Here is a 19,348-nt window from a genome sequence, read left to right as displayed (position 1 = left end):
CCCGAAGACCTCGAACACGTCGCCCAGGAACTCAACGCCCGCCCCCGCAAAACACTGGGCTGGAATACCCCAGCCGAACAACTACGTGATCTACTAAGAGCCAGCTAAACCCGGGTGTTGCAACAACCCCTAGAATTCAAGCTGCGCACCCGGTCGCCGGCTCAATGCGCATAACCCTCCAGTGACAGCCTTCCCACCCGGACTGGTAGACTGTCCCGGTACCTTGGCGAGGGAGAAGGCGCACAATTACGCCTACTCCGTGATCGACTCGGTCTGAACCTCCTTCGCGTTAAATGCGCCAGGCAAGTTCTAGACCATTAGTCCTTGCTGATCAACGAACAATGAAGGAGTTTCCCATGGCTGAGCAGAAGCTTGCAGCACAGATGCGCACCGAGTTTGGCAAGGGTGCCGCGCGCCGTGCCCGCCGCGCGAACCTGATCCCCGCGGTAATCTACGGCCACGGGGCCGAGGCTCTCCACATTTCCCTCCCTGAGCGCGAAACCACCCGTGCGGCCCGCCACGCGAACGCCCTGCTGACCCTGGACATTGAGGGCGAAGTTCACTTGGCCCTCGTTAAAGACATCCAGCGCGACCCGCTGCTGCAGATCATCGAGCACATTGACCTGTTGACAGTGCGCAGTGGCGAGAAGGTCATCGTTGACGTTCCCGTTGTGCTTCATGGCGAAGTTGCGCCGGGCGCTGTCTCCAACCAGGAGGAAGTCACGATCAGCATCGAGTCCGAGGCCACCCACATCCCGGCACACGTCGAATTCAGCATTGAGGGCCGCAAGGTGGGCGAGCATGTCCACGCTGCAGACCTCGTGCTGCCCAAGGGTTCCACGCTGCTGACCGATCCGGAAATGTTGATTGTCAACATTTCCGAGCCGACCGTGCAGGACCTCGGTGTCGAAGATGAAGCAGTTACCACAACCACCCCGGCTGCCCCCGCCGCCGAGTAGTGCTGGCCCGCTGCGGGTGAGCGGTGCCCCTGGCACACCCCGCAGCTTGGTAGAATCGAACATATGAGTAGCACCTGGCTGGTAGTCGGGCTCGGGAATCCCGGGCCCGACTACAGTCGTAACAGGCACAATATTGGCCACATGGTCGTCGAGGAGCTGGCCCGGCGGATGGGCGTGACGTTTCGCACCCACAAGTCCCGCGCACTGGTGGCCGAAGGACGGTTGGGGATAGGTGGCCCAAAGCTGGTGCTGGCCAAACCACTGACGTTCATGAATCTCTCGGGCGGCCCGGCTGCCGCGCTGGGAAAGTTCTTCGACATCCCTGCCGCGAACACCATTGCCATCCATGACGAGATCGACATCGACTTCAACACGATCAGGCTGAAGGTTGGCGGCGGTGAAGGCGGTCACAACGGTCTCCGCGATATATCGCGGACCTTGGGCACAAAGGATTATTACCGGGTTCGGGTAGGCGTTGGAAGGCCGCCCGGCCGCGCCGATGCGGCTTCCCACGTGCTCAAGGACTTCACTTCGGTGGAGCGCAGGGAGCTGCCCTTACTGATAGATGAAGCAGCGGATGCCACCGAACTGCTGATCACTGCGGGTCTGATCGACGCCCAGCAAAAATTCCACCCGGCAAAGTAAGCCCGAACATTACCCGCCGTCACCCTCCGATGCTGGCGTCGGGCCGGCTTTAGACCGTATGATTACGCCATCTGAGGAGAACGCTTGCCCAGAGATTAAGTGAAACGGTCTGTCGGGGCGTCCCGATAGGGTCTCAAGCTGCATGTCCGGGGGGAGTGAGCGTGACGGAAGAATTATCCGCTGAGTCGGATATGCGCTTTCACCCCCGCGCACGGCAAAGCATGGGAGCGGCTGAGCGGCGTGAGTGGTCGGCTGTGGTGCGCCGGGATACCGTATTGTCCGTCGTAGCGGCGCTGAAGAATCCCGCCTTCCGCGGCGTGGCAACCACCGGGGCCGAAGGCGTCGGCAAAACGACGTTGGCCCAGTCCGTGACCGACGAGCTCCGGGCCGAAACCTACATCCTGCATCTGCGCAGTCCGATGCTCGGTTCGATAGCTCCCTATGGCCAGCTCGCCTTCCTGCTCGCTAAACTTCCGGCGCAATCGATGGCATCCCCTACCGCCATCATTCACGGCGTAGAGTCGCTGATCCGCGCCGAAGCGGCCGGCCAGCCGGCACTGTTGGTCCTGGATGATCCGACCACCCTGGACCAGATGAGCGTGGCTGTGATCATGCATCTGCTGCTGACCGGAACCTGCCGGATACTGGTTCTGTCCCGCGACATCACTGATCTGCCCGAAGACTTCCACTGGCTGATCAAGGACGGTCAGTTGGAGTACCTCCGGTTGGAGAACTTCTCGCGGCAAGAGGTGGTGCATCTGCTGGAGGGGGTACTGCGTGGCCCAGTGACGGCCAGCGTGGTGACTACCTTCCACGCCAGCAGCGGAGGAAATCCGCTGGTCCTCCATGCCATTGTCAGCGAACAGCTGCGTTCAGGATCACTGCACCGCCGCCGTTCGGTCTGGACCATGAACTCCGAGGTAGCGCTGGGTTCCGTCGGGGCGTTGAGTGACTTGGTTCGTTCCAGACTGAGCCGCGAGAGCCCTCAGGCCCAGGTGGTCATCGAATACCTCGCCCTGACCAGGCGGCTGCCGCTGTCCGTTCTGGTCCAGCTGACGGATGCCTCCATCGTCGCCGAGATGGAAGAGGCGGCTTACCTGGAGGTTGATGAGAGCGAGCGGCGCTGGGTTTCACTTCGGGACAAATACGTGGGCGATGTCGTTCGCGACTGGCTCGATCTTGAGCGGCGCCGGGAACTTCACCGCCGGGTGGCCGAGGTTATCTCGCATGCACCGGAACAGATGAGCATTGAAGAGCTCCTCAGCTATGCAGCGTGGACTTTGGATTGTCAGGCCCCGCTGGCTCCGGGGATCGCCTTGGCGGCCGCCAGGGCTGCGGTCCAATTCTCTGACCCGATATTTGCACTGAAATGTGCTGATGAAATTAGGCCGGAGGACGCTCAATGGGTTGCGGCCGCGGAGCAGCGGGCCGCCGCCCACATGATCCTGGCCGACTATGAGGCAGCGGCAAACGCCCTCGGTGACATCCGCGCTGAGACTTTAGAGCGGCTTCCGCTGACGGAATACGCCCGCCATGTTCTGGTCCGCTGCTCGGCCCTGCTGTGGATCCCAGGCGGCCGGCGCCGCATTCCCGAACTACTGGTGCAGGCACGCGCCGAGGTGGCAACCAGGTCGGAAATCGACGCGGCAGCCCCCGGTCGGACAGTGGAGACTGCACGGGCTCTGGACCTGATCATGCTGGCAGAGTACGAGATGTTGACTCACCAGGGCGACTACGCGGCCGTCTCGCAGGCGCTGGAATCCGGATACCGCGGCGAGGGTGATCTGGAGTACCGGCTGAACTGTGGCTGCCTGCTTGTCCTCGGCTGGGCCATGACCGGCCGGGAGCTGGATGCGCTGGAGCTGGCTGCGGAATTGACCGGCGAGATGCAGCGCTCCGGTATCGTTCCCAAGTTGCGCAGCCAGCAGGGGGAGGGACTCTTTGCCGCCCTGCTGCTGACCGGGCAATGGCAGGACTGCGTAGCAATGCTCACCGACGCGCAGGAGCGTTTTCCACAGAACATGCCGTATGGTGGCGGGGCCTGGGAGTTGGCTCTTGGTGTCGCGTACACCTATGCCGGCCGCGGGGACTTGGCGCTTGGTCCGTTGTTGGCGGCCGTAGCGCAATTGGAGGTCCGGAGCAGCTTCAACTCTGAGGCGCTCGCTTATTCGGCGCTCGCCTTTGCCTATGCGCAGGTGGGGGACGCGGCCGAAGCGCGGAATTATCTTTCGCAGATCGCCGCCCGCAAGGCCCCGACGGCGTGGTGCGCTGCGTCGATGGCGACCTTTTGCGAACTGATGGCGCGCCGCTGGCTGGGGGATCCCGGCGCCCGGACCAAGCTGATCCAGATGGCTGAACACGATGCCGCCAACGGAAGATACACCGCGGCCGGAACCAGTCTTTTTGGTGCGACCATTCACGGCAGTGAGCAGGAGTATCTGCTGCTGGAGGAGATCTCCGCGCGGCGCCAGGGACCGATGTCCGAACTGAACCGTTTGGTGGCCAGGGGAAGCCGCAGCAAAGATGCTAAATCGCTGATCAGCGCAGCGGGAATGTCCCGGGGCCTGGCCCTGGACGCAGTGGAAGCCCGTTGCGTGGCGCTGGCAATCGACTATGCGCGCGAGTCTGGTGATGCTTTTTCCGCCCGGGCGGCACAACACCGGCTTGACCGGCTGGTGGAGGCCCTTCCGGTACTGCCCGTGACCCCTCACAGCGAGGGTACGGACCTGACCGAACGCGAACTCCAGGTCGCCGAAATGGCCTGCCGGGGACTGCGCAACAGGGACATTGCCGCTCGACTGGAAGTATCTGTGCGCACGGTTGAAGGACACCTGTACCAGATCTTCACTAAGCTCGGGATCTCCGCGCGCAGCGAAATAGAAGAAATCTTGCGCAAGTGAATGATTTCGTCCGAGAGCAGCCTCCGAGTATTCCGCACATAAGCCTCGGATCAGTCGTGCCGACCCCGGATTCCTGGGTGGATCCGGGCGGCATCCTGGTAGACGTTAGTACCGCGATCATGTTGCAGGGCTGCCGCGCCGTGTTCATCGTTGGCGACACGGGGCTGGGAGCTTCCACCCTGTTGGCCCAGGTCAGCAGTGAAATCTCGCCAGACATGTCGGTGATGCCGATCCATGGCAGTCCTGCGCTGTCCGGGGTCCCGTACGGGGTGCTGGCCCCGTACCTGTCCGCTGTTTCGGTCGAGGACATCACTTCCCCGGTCGCCGTGCTGCGGACCATTTGGGCGCAGATCGAACAACGTTCCGTACACCCGGGTTCGGTGGTCCTGGTCATTGACGATGCGCACGCCTTGGATGATGCGTCCGCAACACTAATTGCCGAACTGGTGCATGCGGGCTGGGCCAAGGTGGTGGCTTCGAGTAAACCTCATCCCGGGATTCCGGCTCCGCTGCTGCAGCTGTGGCATGACGGCGCAGCCGAAAGGTTCGATCTCACGCCGCTGACCCGCCCGCAGGGCCACGAACTGTGTGTTGCCCTGCTGGGCGGAGAAGTTCTTTCGAGCACCAGCTGGCATTTCTGGACAGAGTCTGCTGGAAATCCGCTGCTGCTCAAGGTGCTGGTGCGCGAGGCGCAGCGGTCCGTCATTCTGGTGGAGCGTCATGGCGTCTGGCTCATCACCGGTCCCCCTCCACAGCGCAGCATGGAACTGGTCGACGTGGTTAGGCTGCAGCTGTCCCGGATGTCCGCGGCCAGCCGTGAGGCATTGAATCTGGTGGCCTTGGCCGAACCGGCCAGCAGGTCGCTGGTGGAACAACTCGTCAGCGTCTACGCGGTCCAAGAGTTGCTTGACCACCGGTTTATTGCCGCCAGCGCGGAGCTCCGGCCAACCCTCCGGCTGCAAAATCCCGTCTACGGGGAGGTGCTGCGCCGGATGGTCCCGGCGGCACGCAGCTTGCAGTTGCGGCAGCGATTCATTGATCGGATGGATGTCCAGACGGACAACGCCGAAGCACTGCTGCGGATGGTGACGTGGTCGCTGGACTGCGGCTCGCCTGTTCCGGACCAGCAGTTGCTCCGGGCTGCCTTCCTGGCCTGCAAGCTGTTCCAGAATCAGCTGGCATTGCGGATAGCCTCCGCCATTCGGGAGCCGGACCTGCAGATGATGGCACGGGCTGTCACCGCACGCTCGCACTTCAACAGTGGCCATTACGACAGGGCGGCCGCCCTCCTGGAGCCGGACTTTACCGCTGGGAGTGACCTGACGCAGCTCCTGATCGGCAGCCTGCTGTGGCCGGCCACACGGGCGGCACTGGGACATCCGCTGGAACGCATGGCGCAGGACGCTGAACTGCTGCGCTCCGCCGGACGGCAGTTGGCGCAGCAGACGCCGAAGGACGCCGCAGGGATACTGGCAGCCACCCAGGAACGTGCCTCACTGATCGAGCTGATGATGTTTTCTCTCTCTGGAAACTACGCAGCAATGGAAGAGGTTCTGCCCGGTGTGCTGGAGCGGTCGGCCGCGGCCGCGGCGTCGACGCACTGCAACAGATCACAGGCGTTCGCGTTGTCGGTCGCGGCGGAACAGCTCTGCGCCATAGGTAAACCGGCCAGCGGAGCGAAGCTGGCCCTGGACGCGATCGCCCATCTGCATCCGCGCCCGGATGAAGTATTTTTCCTGCCCGAGTTTGTGTTGATCAGATGCCTGAGCGCGATCCTGAGTTCCGGCGAATGGGAAACGGCGCAGCGGCTGGTGGACCGCTACGCCAGCTCACCCGTGCTGGCCCTGGCGTCCTTTGGCGGCGGCACCCATGTGGCCCTTGGATTCATTGCCATCCGGCAGGGGAAAATGACGGATGCCCTTCGGGTGCTGCTGCCCGGGCTGGAAGCTCTGCGGATCAGCGATCCGCAGCAGCTCTTTGGGCTCGCCGCCGCGATGGCCTTTTATGCCGCTGCTTCCCAGGGATTATTGGAAGAAGCGCAGCGCCTGTCCACGGACTATTCCGAAGTGCACAACGTGGGGATGTACCTGGCTACGGTTCATGCCCAAGGCTTCTTTGACGCCGGGGAGGAACTGCTGGTCCGGGACGGGAGAGGAATCGCGCGGCTGCTCCGCAGCGCGGATTCCGCCGCGGAAACCGGCGCCAAACTGCTCGAACTGCATGCCCTCCAGCTGTGCCTTAGTCTAGGCGACACGACCCGGCTGGATCGGTTCTGCGAGGTGGCAGCTGCCGTTGAAGGACCATGGGCGCAGGCTCTGGCAGCATATGGGACAGCCCTGCGGCAGGGGACGGGCCAGGCGCTCTTCGACGCCGGTACGCAGCTGATGGAGGCCGACGCGGTGCAGCTGGCGTCAAGCGCCTATGCCGCCGCCCTGGACCTCTTCGGCCGGGCAAAGGATTGGGACGGTGCGGCGGCTGCCCGGGGCGGCCTGGCTGCCTGTCACAGCGCTCTGGGACTGGTCCGCCAGGCGGCGCCGGCTCCCGTTCCCAAGCCCGTGCTGACGCAGCGCGAGCACGCCGTTATTGTCCTCGCCGCCGAAGGGCTCACCGACCGGCAGATCGCGGACCAGCTGCACATTTCCGTGCGTACTGTCGAAGGTCACTTATACCGCTGTTATTCCAAGCTCGGTATTGGCGGCCGGGACGAACTGGACAAGGTCGCCAGTCTCTGAGTCGCGGGCCCGCCACCAACCGCAGCCTAACGCAGCGGACATCCAGTGAGCACCAGGTGCTCGATACAGTCCCGCAGCGCGCGCCAACCGCTCACTCGATGCACTGGTCGACGGCGGACGAGGAAAATTACGCTGCTGTTACCACTCTGGGGGACTACCTGTACTCGCCCGGGCAGCGGACGAGTAAATCCGGTAACTTCGGTCTTCGCGAGGGCCTCCAAGTAGTCCTGGCCGCGGTACCTACGCGCATCGTCCCCGATGGACCGACGAACAAGTGGTCTCCGGGTACCGCGCGATTCGAAACTGAGTACTTCCTGTGTCCACTGTGCACAGCGGCCGATTCAATTCGCGTACCGTCCACTCGTGCCGTCGGCGGCAGGAATTCGTAGGTTTGGGGTAGTTCATAACAACCCCAAGTGAATATGAAGGTCTCAATCATGTTGCAACTCGATGCTGTAGCCACGGGCAACGCAGCCAAAACCGAAATCCCCTCCCGGACTTCCAGCGCCGAAACGGAATCTTATCCGTACTGTCGGCAGGAAACCGTAGCTGAATTGCTGGATATCCTGCGGGACCGGGCCGGCTGCGGTGCGGTGCTGGTGGGGGATCACGGAACCGGTAAATCGTTCCTCGCCCGAAAGGCCATCGAGCAGCTTCGCGAAGACTCCCTGGTATTGCAGGCCCAAGGCAGCTCCATCGCCTCGACCATGCCGTACGGAGCGCTGAGGTCACTGCTGAATGAACTCGACGACGCCGTCGTCGATCACCCTATGAACGTGGTCCGCAGCTTGGGCCGGTATCTGGCCCAGCGTGCCAAGGATCGCCGGGTGATCCTGTTCGTGGACAACGTCCAGGACCTGGATGAACTCTCCGCCCTGGTTGTTACCCAGTTGGCCGCTAACGGCTCGGTTCGGCTGCTGGCCGTCTGTGATGATCTGCCCAAGGCACCTGGAGAGCTGATCGCGCTGTGGAAGGATGACCTGGTCCAGCGCATCGACGTGGGGCCGTTCAACCAGCGTGAAACCACCGCCTGGCTGCGGAACTCCCTCGGCGCGGACGTCTCCCGTGCCGCGGGTGAGGCATTGTGGGACGCCAGCGGCGGAAATCCCCGCTTCCTGGAAATGATCCTGGCCGAACAGATCGAGACTCAAACGGTGATCCGGCAGGATGGCGTCTGGGTCCTCGCGGGCAAATCGTTCCAGTATGACACCAGCACGGTGAGCACCGTGCTGACCAGCCTGAAGTCCTTATCGGCACCGGAGCGGCAGGTGATGGACATTCTCGCGCTGACCGGAGGTATGGCGCTGGATGACCTGATGCTGGTCAGCGATGCGGCTGCGATCGACTCGTTGGAGCAGCGCGGGAGCCTGCAGATTACCGCTGCGGGGCCGGCATGGGTCCGGCTGTCCAACCGGCTGATGGCCCAGGTGATCCGTCGGCGTATACCCAGCGGGCGAAGCCGGGAACTTCACGCCCTGGTCACCGGTGCGCTCATTCCTTCGGAAGAGGTGCTGACCACCTCGTTGGCGCTGGCCTCATGGGCGCTCGACTGCGGAGCTGAGCTGTCTCAGCAGGATGCAAGGACGGCTGCAGGGTCGGCAAACCGGGCGGGCCGCCCGCTGGAGGCTTTGCGGCTGCTGGCCTATCTGGAGCCGGAGGCGCGCCGGGAAGCCAAGGCCGAGGAGGCGCGAGCCTACATGACCCTCGGCAAACCGGACAAAGCACGATCATTGTTGGCGGCGGAGGACTTCGGCGATGCTGCCTTGGACCAGTGGGTCGAGGTGATGCTGCTGCGGAGCATGCTGATGCGTTCCGACACTGATTTGGACCCGAGAAGCGCGCTGGACGAGGTGCAGGCGCGGCTGGACGCCAGCGCAGCGGAAATGAGGTCGGAGCAGGATACACAGGAACTAGGGAAGCTGCGGGAGGAACTGGCGTTGGCTCGTGCCGATCTTGCCATCCACGACGGTCGGTACCGGGAAGTCGCGGAGGATCTGCAGCGGCTTTATTCCCAGGGGTCGACGGCTGCGCACCGTTTGCAGGCGGGCAGTGGTCTGTGCCGGTCCTTGGCACTGACCGGGCGGCAGTCGGAGGCACGCAAGCTGGCCAGCGTCATCGACGCGCAGCTGAACGAAGCCGGAATGGCCCCACTCAGTGGGGAACCGGCGGACTGGGCGATCTCGAATGTCCTCTTCGCCGGCACCGCCCAGCAACGGGTAGCCATGCCGGGGGCGGATATCCCGTCCGGAACGGTGGCTGGCGCACGGTCCGCCACGGTTCGGGAACTGACGGATGGGCTGGTGCATGCGTATTGCGGACGGGCCGAACGGGCATTGACGCACCTGCTGCCCGCCTTGTGCCAGTTCAAGCAGCTCGACGGCGGTGGCGCGTCGGAGGTAGCCGCTGCCGCAGTCGCTTATTCCTATGCCTTGCTGGGCGAGAACGATCGGGCGCTGCACTTTTTGAGCAGTGGCAGCACAAGCGTGGCCGGTGTCACCAGCCTTCTCGGCCGCGGTAAAAGCAGTTCAGCGGGGGGTGCCGGCCTGGCAGGAAAGTCGACTTCCGCCGGACTTTCTGCGGGCCATGCGACATCCCGGCTCGTCAGCAGCGCCTGCGCCTACTTCCAGGTCCTGGCCTCGGCAGAATTGGCCTCGAAGGAAAAGGCAACTGTTCGCCTCTTTAGCCTGGCGGATGACGAGCGGCGGGTTCGGGCAACCTCCATCGAGCTCGTCTTCCTGTGCGCAGCCGTTCGGCAGGGCTGCTCCGGTGGCGCCCAACGACTGATCACCGCGGCGGGGACCGTGCAGGGGCGGTTTGCCCAGCTGTGCGGAGTCCTGGGCACCGGAATCCTCAAACAGGACACCACATTGTTGTTGCAGGCCGCGGAGACTGCCGCTGACATGGGCGATGACTTGTTCGCCCGGGATGCGGCACGGGTTGCCCTAAAAATAGGCACCGATGCCGCCGACCGTGGGGTGATGCGGGCGGCCCAACAACGCATCCGCAGCAGTGTTCAGCGACTCGGCGGAGTAAAACAATCCAGCGAAGACGGACAGGCCCTCACCGCCCGTGAACAGGAAGTGGCCAGTTGGGCTGCAGCCGGCGTCAGTAATCGGGAGATCGCGGCCAAGATGAGCATCTCCGTCCGGACAGTCGAGGGACATCTGTACCAGGTGTACGGAAAATTGCAGGTCACCAACCGGGCCGAGCTCAAAAACACCTTCGCGTAGGGGATTCCGGGGAATCGATGAACAACAGCCAGAACTCTCGCCTGCTCGTGGGGCACGACGCATTGGTCGCTTCCATCGCGGCAGCGCTGAAGGATCCCGGTCGCCTGGGTGTGGTGGTTGTGGGCGATGCGGGATTTGGCAAGACAGCGCTGGCCCAGGCCGTGCTCGGCGCTTTGGGGCCCAAACAGCGCCCGTTCCGCATCTCGCCGAGCACGGCGCTGGTCCGGGTCCGATTTGGCGCGCTGGCGCGTTTCCTGGACCCTACAGTCGGGGCAGAGGTGGACTCGCCTCCCGACGTGCTCAGCAAGGTGCAGCGTTCGCTGGTGCAGCGGCTGGCGGCCAGCGGCTCCGAGGCCGTGCTGGTGATCGATGATGCGCATAATTTGGATGAGGACAGTGCCCGGGTGATTGCGCAGCTGGCTGTGACGGGAGCGGCAAAGCTCCTGGTTCTGTCCAGGCCAAAGCCGGCGCCCCCGGCGGAATTCCTGTCACTGTGGAGCGACGGATTGCTGTCCCGCTTCGATCTGGGGCCCTTAACGGGGCGCCAGGCGCACGAGCTGTGCGAGCAGGTTTTGGCCGGTGAGGTCCTGACCAGCGCCAGCGCAGCCTTGGCCAAGGTATCCGGCGGCAATCCGCTGTTCCTGCTGGCGCTGATAGCCCAAGCGCGCCGACTGGACCAACTGGTGGAGCGTAACCAGGTCTGGCTGCTGCGCAATTACCATCCCACGGCCGATCTGCATCTGACGGACTTGGTCCGCGAACAGCTGCTTCGCCGGACTCCGGCTGAGCTGGAGGTGCTGCAAACAGTGGCGCTCGCCGAGCCACTGCCACTGAGCTGGCTTTGCCAGGCCGCCGGCGAGGCGGAGATCGACGCGCTGGAAGAAGACAATCTGATCAGCATTTCCAAAGGACCCCGGCGTTTAGTCCGTTCGGCTTACCCCCTTTTCGGCGAGGTGGTCCGTCAATTGGTTCCGGCGGCACGCAGCCGCCGGATCCGGGCCCGGATTTTGGAGGTCATGGACGGTCCGCAGCCTTCGCCGGAGTCGCTGGTGCGATTTGTGAACTGGTCTCTGGACTGCGGCGCGACCGTCCCCGAGCAGCAGCTGCTGCAGGCAGCCGGATCGGCCAACAGGAATTTCGATCCAACTTTTGCCCTCCGTGCGGCGGAGGCGGTCAAGAGCAGCGGCAATCGCACCGCCGCCAAGATTGAAATGGCGCACGCCCATTACCACCGAGGGGACCTAAAACGCGCGGCATCACTGCTGGAGCACTGCATCGAATCCGCCGCCGATGGTGCCACCGTGCGGGCGGCCTCGCTGCTCACCGCGTGGGTGCATCTGGGGCTGGGTGGACGTCCCGCCGGCCTGATCGATATCGCCGACACCTGGCGGAAGAGCGCCGTGCGCATTTCCTCTCAGGCCGCTTCCAATCCTGATACGGCCATGGAACTCGCCCAGCCGGCCATGCTGGCGCAGCGGGCGCACCTGCGGGGCAGCCGGCTGATGGAGCTGCAGTCACTGCAGCTCCAGGGCCGGTTCGCCGGCGTCGAGGCCGAACTTCGTGAGCTGGCCGGTGCGGGGGAGCCGGATGCCGAGTCCCGTTTGGTGGCCCTGATGCTGTTGGCCGAATTACTCACCTGCACCGGACGCCCGGAAGGGGCGGTGCAGGCGACGACGGCGGCACTGCAGGTTCTCGCCGGCGACACGGACAGCCGGTTTCCCTACTACGAATACGTCCTCATTCGGCACGCTTTCGCGCTGGTCCGGCTCGGCAAGTTCGGTGACGTCGCGGAGGTGCTCGCGGACTTTACCCGCTCAGGCCTGCGCAGTGAGCTGTACTTCAGCGGGGCGCTGCAGCTGATCGAGGGACTGGTTGCACTCGCGCAGGGCCAGATGCCGCTGGCACTGCGCAAACTCGCAACCGCCATCGAGGCTTTGCGCGAAGTGGACCTGGACCAACTGCTGCCCTACGCACTCGGGCTGGCATCCTATGCAGCCTCGCTGGCCGGTCGACGGGATTTGGTGGCCAGTTATTCGGAGGCTCTGGGTAACCTGCCCTACGAGGGATCGCTGCATTTTCATCTGTTGGCACGGGCCTACTCGGCTGCTTCCCAGGCTGCGTTGTATGGTGCCTCCGAGAGCGTGCAGGAACTGCGTCAGCTCGCTGACCATGGGCAGCGGGACGGGCTGCTGAGCGCTGAGAAGGACGTCCGCGAATTGGCGCTCCGGCTCGGCGACGTGGGTCAGCTGGCACGACTGATGGAATTGACGGATGGCTTTGAGGGCGCCGAGGCGGCGTGCCTGAACAGCTATGTCCACGGCATTATCCGAAAGGACGCTGACCAGCTGATGGCTGCCAGCGAGCAGGCCCGGGGGGCCGGTTACCAGCTGCTGGCAGCCGAATGCCTGGGACAGTCAGTGCTCCTGCTGCAGAACAGCGGGGATCGTAAACGTGCACGGGCTGCTGTCCATCTGCTCCAGCTGCGGCGCTCGGAACTGGCCGGCGTCAGCACCCTGCAACTGGGCGGTCCGGATGACACGACAGAGTTGACTCCCCGCGAGCGCGACATCGTCACGATGGTGGTCAATGGTCAGAGCAACCGGGAAATCGCCGCACATTCATCGTTGTCGGTGCGCACGGTGGAAGGCCATTTGTACCGAATTTTCACCAAGCTTGGAATCAACCGTCGCGAAGATCTGACCAGCGCTGACATCACCACAGCGCGGCGCGATCTCTCATACCGGCACTGACAGCAGCGGAACGTCGCCGGCTTGTAACGCCACCCACCGCCGAGCCGGTCGCCGTCGTGGTGGTCAGCCGTGGTGGTGGCGGTTGGCGGTGGTGTCAGCCGCGGTCATGGCGTTTTTGGCTGTTGCGGCTACTCCTGCCGTGTCCATTGTTGCGGTGTCCATGCCTGCGGCGTCCGTAGTCCTTGTGTCGGTAGTCCTTGGTTCGATTGGTGCTATGCCCAGGGCCGCGAGGATCAGTGCGACCGACGCATCAATCGTGGTGGCGCTGGTATCGACGACGACGTCGGCGTGGGCGGGAGTTTCGTACGGTGAGTCAATGCCGGTGAAGTCCGGCAGGCTCCCCGCCCGGGCGCGGGCGTAAAGACCTTTGCGGTCCCGCTGCTCACACACCTCCAACGACGTGGACACATGGACCAACGCGAAGGAGCCCGCAGCCTCTGCCATGCTGCGGACTTCCTGTCGTGTGGCTTCGAATGGGGCGATGGGAGCACACACCGCCACACCGCCTGATTTAGCAATCAGCGAGGCGACCCATCCGATCCGACGGACGTTCAGTTCCCGGTCCTCCCGGCTGAAGCCCAGCCCCAGCGAAAGCATCCGGCGAACGTCGTCGCCGTCGAGCAGCGTCACCGGACGGTTGTCGCACTCCTGCAACCGCTCAGCCAGCGAACGCGCGATGGTGGATTTACCCGAGCCCGAGAGCCCGGTCAGGAAAACCACTGCGCCACTGCCGGCGGGCGCTTGCCGCGCGGCCGGTTCGATGGACGAGAAGTTCAGCAGGATGTCGGCACCGAGGCGGGCCAGGACGTACTCGTCCAATGCCTGCCGCTGTAAACCAGTGGCGCCGGCCGGAGCAGGCGTGATCAGCAGGGAGTGCCGGGCGTCCGGGATCCCGGCGGCGCAGCGGCCCAAGGCCGAGATGAGGTTCAACACGGTGTAACTGCCATGTGTCTGGCTCCCGGTGAGCGCCACGAGCTCCAGCTGCGCGTCGTGGGTGCGGGCCGCAGCCACGGCACGGGCGAGTTCAGCGGGTTCTGGTTCTCGGGAAAAAACCGCCACCACCGTAGGCCGGCCATTATGAGTGGCACCCAACGGCGACGTCCGACGCAGCTGCCGCGCCGGTGGATGCTCGGCAGGCTGCAGGGCCGTCAGGATGCCTGCCAGATGTACCTGCGCCGGGGCGCAGGGAGCGGCCGCGGAGACGCTCAGCCGGGCCAGCGGTGTGCCATCGGGATCCGTGAGCAAAACCGCACCGCTGTGCACCGCTGCGGCGGCTACATCGGGCGAAACCGCGAGGGAAAAGGCCCACGGCCAGTCCGCAGGCACATCTGAGGGAAGGCAATAGCCCGTTGCGGGGGAGTACAAACCGCCCAGCAGCAGTTCCAGTTCGTCGAGCTGGGGACCGGCCAGAACGTGAAGCGGTTCGGTCAGGGAACCTGGAAACTTTGTCATACCGCGCCGTCGACCTCCTTGTTTGGCTGTGGGTAAGGGATGGCGTTCCGGCGCTGACGCGATTCGGTACTGGCCAGCGCGGGTAGTCCGTTCTGCCTGCGTATATACATCCACAGCAGTGGCGCCGCCAGCAGCCCCACCGCCAGGATGATTCCGGTAGCGGCGTCCGGGACGGCGAGCATTTTTAGTGCCGAGGCCAGGAGCACGAAGGCCAGCGCCCTGCGGACGAAGCCACCGGACAGCCGGGATGACAGCCTGGCACCTAAATACACGCCGGGTATGCTGCCCAGCACTAAGGGCAAGGTCAAAGCCAGATTCAAGTCCCCGAAGAAGGTATGGCCCAAAGCCGCCGCGGCCACCAGTGGGACCGCTTGGACGAGGTCGGTGCCCACCAATTGGTTGGCCTTGAGTCCGGGATAAATCATCATTAGACCGATGATGATGATGGAGCCGGAACCGACCGACGTCATGCCCACCACCGCACCGCCGGCAACCCCCAGCAAGATGGTGGGCAGCATCCTAACCTTCATCCCGGGTCGGGCCTGCGGCAGCTTGGAGCCACGACCGTCGGCACTGCGCGCGCGCTCGACCAGACGGATATAAGCGCGGACCACCAGCAAGATTGCGCTGAGCATCAGGGCGATGCCCAGAGCCAGTTTGACCCCCTGTTGGACTTTTTCCGCCGATCCCAGCCATTTCAGCACGAGCACGCCGGCAAACGCGGACGGCACCGATCCGACCGCAAGCCACTTAACTACCTCAAGGTTCACGGTCTTGCGCCGCAGATGCACCACGGAGCCGATGGGTTTCATGACGGCGCTGGCCACAAGGTCACTGGAGACAGCCGTCAGCGGCGGCACCCCGAAAAACAGCACCAGCATGGGCGTCATCAGTGCGCCCCCGCCCATGCCGGTCAGCCCCACCACTATCGCCACGCCGAAGGCTGCCAGAGCCATTGTGAGATCCATAAATGCCGATTGTGCCATGACAATCCGCGTCGATACACAAGTAGTTGAGAGGTGGAGAGAGTAGTGGTTCGAGCAAAAACGAGTATCCCAATCGCTGGCAGATCCTGAACAACCTCAATAACCTATGGGAATTATAGGTTTTCGAGATTTTGTTCCCACCACCTTCCCCGAGGACGAACATCATGAAAAGACTCAACAGACTTACCGCAGGCGTTTTTATCGCCTCCCTTGCCGTTGCCATGACCGGCTGTGCACCCATGACGCCCTCCGGTGCCGGCGCCGACGCCGACGCAGGATTAGCTGGCGGCAGCCCCGCCAAGGAAGTGCGGATTGGATATTTTCCCAACCCCACCCACGGACCTGCCATTGTGGGTGTGCGCCACGGATTTTTTGCCAAACATCTGGGTCAAACCACCCTGAAACCCCTTACCTTCAACGCCGGGCCTGCCGCAATCGAGGCGCTGTTCTCGTCAGCGGTGGACATGGCCTTCGTCGGTCCCAACCCCACGGTCAACGGTTATGCGAAGAGCAAGGGAACCGCGCTTCGGGTCGTAGCCGGAGCGGCCTCCGGCGGGGCCGGACTGGTGGTCCGGACCGGAATCTCCAGCGTGGATCAGCTCCGTGGCGCCAGATTGGCCACTCCGCAGTTGGGTAATACCCAGGATGTGGCCCTGCGGCATTGGCTCAAGGATCAGGATCTCTCCACGGACAGCGAGGGTGGCGGGGACGTCCACATCCTGCCGCAGGACAACGCCACCGCCCTGCAGGCCTTCGCCAGCGGCCATATCGATGGCGCATGGCTGCCGGAACCTTGGATGACGAGGCTCATCCAGCAAGGAGGCGCACATCTGCTGGTGAATGAAAAAGATCTCTGGCCGGAGGGGAAGTTCGTGGTCACGAACCTAGTGGTGCGTAAGGAGTTCCTGGACCAGCATCCGCAAACCGTAGCTGCGGTGCTCGAGGGTGAACTGGACGCGCTGGATTTCATCAACTCGGACCCGGCGTCCGCCAAGGAGATGGTTAATGCCGGCATCAAAGAGATTACCGGTCAGGAGCTCGCGGCACCCGTTCTGGAGAGTGCATGGGGCAATGTCGGTTTCACTTACGATCCATTGGCGGCCACCTTGATAACCGGAGCCGGAAACGCTCAGGACGTAGGCCTGCTGGCCGAGGTCAATCTGAGCGGGCTATACGATCTGAATCCACTCGACTGCGCCCTCACCGGCCGTGGCAAGACCGCGGTGGTGGCACCGTGAGCCTGCCTGCGATCGTCAGCGCGGACCAAGCGCCGAAATCGGGCGAAGACTGGGGCATCCGGGTCCGGTCCGTTGGTAAGACATTCGCGCGGGCGGCAGCCGGGACGGCAGCGCTGGACGGCGTGAATCTGACGATCGCCGAGGGGGAGTTTGTAGCCCTGCTGGGCCGGTCCGGCTGCGGCAAGTCGACTCTGCTGAATCTCATTGCAGGCTTGGAGCTGCCAACGAGCGGCAGCATCGAGACCGGCCGCCGCAGAATCGGAATGATGTTTCAGGATGCCAACCTTTTTCCATGGCTTACCGTGCGTGGAAACATCGAGCTGGCACTGAAACTCTCGGGTGTGCCCCGTGCGGATTTCAAGGACCGGGTCGATGAACTGCTGGAGTCGGTCAGACTTCCCGACGCGGGCTCGCTCAGACCACACGAACTCTCCGGGGGTATGCGCCAGCGCGTCGCCTTGGCCCGGACCTTGGCGCAGGACTGCAGGATCCTGCTGATGGATGAACCCTTCGGCGCGCTGGATGCAATCACCCGTGACGCCATGCACGATGAGACGGAAAGGATCTGGGCCGAACGGGGGCTGACCGTGCTCTTTGTCACCCACAACGTCCGCGAGGCCGCACGCTTGGGGGATCGTGTGGTCGTGATGGCCCCGTCGCCGGGGCGGATTGAGTCGGAACTGATAGTCAATCTTCCCAGACCACGCATGATAGATGGCCCGGCCGTGGCATCAAGGGCAGCCGAGTTGCATGCGCGGCTCCAGGATGGTCCGCGATGAACCCGATCACCACGGGTGCTCCCGGCGTTGCAGGTGCTGCAGGTGCTGCGGGCGCCGTCGGTAGCGCCACCCGCCGGCTGGCGGCGCGGCTGGCAGTTCGGCTGGCAGCCCGGGTGCTGCCGCCGCTGATCGCGGTGCTGCTGGTCCTGAGCCTTTGGGAAGTCGTCTTTCTCGCCGGGTGGCGGCCGCCCTATGTTTTGCCGGCTCCGGCCGAGGTGCTCCAGCGGTTCGCCGCAGCACTGGTGGAGGCGAAGTTTTGGGTATCGCTGACGACCACGCTCATCCGGGCGTTCGTCGGATTCGGACTCGCCGTCCTGATCGGCACCGGAATTGGCCTGCTGGTATCCGGTTCGCGGGTCCTGCGCTCTGCCATCGGTTCGCTGATCACCGGCATGCAGACCATGCCTTCCATCGCCTGGTTCCCCTTCGCCATCCTCCTCTTTGGCCTCTCCGAGCAAGCTATTGAATTCGTCGTGGTGCTCGGCGCTGCACCCTCAATAGCCAATGGCCTGATTTCGGGCATCGATGAGGTTCCGCCGCCGCTGCTGCGTACGGCCAAGGCCCTGGGCGCCAAGGGCCTTGTGCTGTACCGCCATATTGTCCTGCCGGCGGCGCTGCCCGCCTATCTGTCCGGGCTCAAGCAGGGGTGGGCGTTCGCCTGGCGCTCTTTGATGGCCGGCGAGCTGCTGGTGATCATCGCGTCGAGGCCCTCCTTGGGCGCGCAGCTGCAGTTCTTCCGCGAATTCGCGGATACGGCCGGGCTGATGTCCACGATGTTGGTGATACTGCTGCTGGGAATGGCGGTCGACGGCGGATTTTCTTACCTTTCGCGTCGGATCCAGGCGCGCCGTGGGCTGGGAACTGATCGTGCCAGTGCACGAGGGTAGTCTGCTTCTGGGATGGACGGACCTCCCTGGCGGAAGGCGGACAAACGGTGCATGTGACGGCGAAGGCGGACTACGCCATTCGGGCGGTGGTGGAGTTGGCGCTGCACGAGGGCCAAGTGCTGACCCGCAGCCGGCTTGCCACCGGGCAAGGGATCCCCGACAAATTCCTGGAGACCATCCTGACCGAACTGACCCGGAACGGTCTGCTGATTGCCAGACGGGGTGTGCGCGGGGGCTACTTGCTGGGCCGGCCGGCGGATTCCATCTCCGTCGCCGATGTGCTGCGTGCAGTGGATGGACCGCTGGCCGGGGTGCGTGGCGAACGCCCCGAGGACATTACCTATCCCGACTCCAGCAGCGCTCTGCGTGAGGTATGGATCGCGGTCAGGGCCAGCCTGCGCGCCGTGCTGGAGACCACCACCGTGGCGGATATTGCCGCGCAGACCCTGCCCGCGGGCGTCCTCTCGCTGCTGGCCGAGCCAGGGGTCTGGGAACGCCGCTGAGCTCAGGCTCAGTTGGCTGGCGACAGGTAGCTTCGGCTGCGGCCAAGTAGTCCATACTCGCCCGCCGCAGCGCCGGCACAGTAGGGCGGCACCAATACCTAATGAACCGTTGGTAAAAGACGCGTACGACCTACTCGTGTGCCCAAAACAGCACCCAAATACCTTTGGAATATCCAGTAAGCAAGCATCAACGGATACGAAGCGGGTCTCGAAATGCGCTCTTTTCAAACTGCAGATTACTCGGGCGTTCCGGGGTTTGCCAGGCGGAGCTGCCCGGCAAGCCAGGC

The 19,348-nt window shown here is 63.9% G+C and carries 12 protein-coding genes; 10 read left to right on the top strand and 2 right to left on the bottom strand.

The genetic code is table 11. The features are described from left to right. The first annotated feature begins 356 nt into the window (after positions 1-356). The 6 genes from IV498_RS07235 to IV498_RS07210 all read left to right on the top strand — a co-directional run bounded on the left by IV498_RS07235 (position 357) and on the right by IV498_RS07210 (position 13,216). On the top strand, positions 357-959 hold the full coding sequence (locus tag IV498_RS07235; protein WP_269045888.1) for a 50S ribosomal protein L25/general stress protein Ctc: 603 nt from the start codon (positions 357-359) through the stop codon (positions 957-959). A 63-nt stretch (positions 960-1,022) separates the two neighbouring features. Continuing rightward, the gene (gene pth, locus IV498_RS07230) at positions 1,023-1,604 is read left to right on the top strand and encodes an aminoacyl-tRNA hydrolase (protein ID WP_269045887.1); all 582 of its coding nucleotides are present in this window, start codon (positions 1,023-1,025) and stop codon (positions 1,602-1,604) included. A 161-nt stretch (positions 1,605-1,765) separates the two neighbouring features. Then, entirely contained in the window at positions 1,766-4,504 is a 2,739-nt protein-coding gene (locus IV498_RS07225; protein ID WP_269045886.1) for a helix-turn-helix transcriptional regulator, read from the top strand. A gap of 56 nt (positions 4,505-4,560) precedes the next feature. After that, positions 4,561-7,236 (top strand): LuxR C-terminal-related transcriptional regulator, encoded by a 2,676-nt coding sequence (locus IV498_RS07220; RefSeq protein ID WP_269045885.1) that lies wholly within the window; start codon positions 4,561-4,563, stop codon positions 7,234-7,236. A gap of 437 nt (positions 7,237-7,673) precedes the next feature. Then, positions 7,674-10,466, top strand: coding sequence for a helix-turn-helix transcriptional regulator (locus IV498_RS07215; protein WP_269045884.1), 2,793 nt, complete (start codon positions 7,674-7,676; stop codon positions 10,464-10,466). A gap of 17 nt (positions 10,467-10,483) precedes the next feature. Next, a complete protein-coding gene (locus IV498_RS07210; protein WP_269045883.1) occupies positions 10,484-13,216 on the top strand; it encodes a helix-turn-helix transcriptional regulator in 2,733 nt (910 codons plus the stop codon). Between the two features lie 63 nt (positions 13,217-13,279). On the opposite strand, the gene cysC is transcribed toward IV498_RS07210, so the two are convergent. Beyond that, a complete protein-coding gene (gene cysC, locus IV498_RS07205) occupies positions 13,280-14,668 on the bottom strand; it encodes an adenylyl-sulfate kinase (RefSeq protein WP_269045882.1) in 1,389 nt (462 codons plus the stop codon). Beyond that, the gene (locus IV498_RS07200) at positions 14,665-15,624 is read right to left on the bottom strand and encodes a sulfite exporter TauE/SafE family protein (RefSeq protein ID WP_269045881.1); all 960 of its coding nucleotides are present in this window, start codon (positions 15,622-15,624) and stop codon (positions 14,665-14,667) included. Before IV498_RS07200 ends, cysC begins: the two co-directional genes overlap by 4 nt. Positions 15,625-15,818: 194 nt before the next feature. Between IV498_RS07200 and IV498_RS07195 the strand changes: the two genes are divergently transcribed. From IV498_RS07195 to IV498_RS07180, 4 genes are read left to right on the top strand one after another with little or no spacing between them, the layout of a single operon-like run. After that, the gene (locus tag IV498_RS07195) at positions 15,819-16,892 is read left to right on the top strand and encodes an ABC transporter substrate-binding protein (protein WP_269045880.1); all 1,074 of its coding nucleotides are present in this window, start codon (positions 15,819-15,821) and stop codon (positions 16,890-16,892) included. Between the two features lie 2 nt (positions 16,893-16,894). Then, positions 16,895-17,671: an ABC transporter ATP-binding protein gene (locus tag IV498_RS07190; protein WP_442951310.1), complete on the top strand. Its 777-nt coding sequence runs from the start codon at positions 16,895-16,897 to the stop codon at positions 17,669-17,671. Then, positions 17,668-18,558 (top strand): ABC transporter permease, encoded by an 891-nt coding sequence (locus IV498_RS07185; protein WP_269045879.1) that lies wholly within the window; start codon positions 17,668-17,670, stop codon positions 18,556-18,558. Before IV498_RS07190 ends, IV498_RS07185 begins: the two co-directional genes overlap by 4 nt. Before the next feature lie 47 nt (positions 18,559-18,605). Continuing rightward, positions 18,606-19,061, top strand: coding sequence for an RrF2 family transcriptional regulator (locus tag IV498_RS07180; protein WP_269045878.1), 456 nt, complete (start codon positions 18,606-18,608; stop codon positions 19,059-19,061). Positions 19,062-19,348 lie beyond the last annotated feature (287 nt).

The organism is Paenarthrobacter sp. Z7-10 (assembly GCF_026932795.1).
Lineage (GTDB): Bacteria > Actinomycetota > Actinomycetes > Actinomycetales > Micrococcaceae > Arthrobacter_M.
The sequence above is the reverse complement of the archived record's forward strand: the minus strand, read 5'-3'. Positions and strand labels throughout refer to the sequence as shown.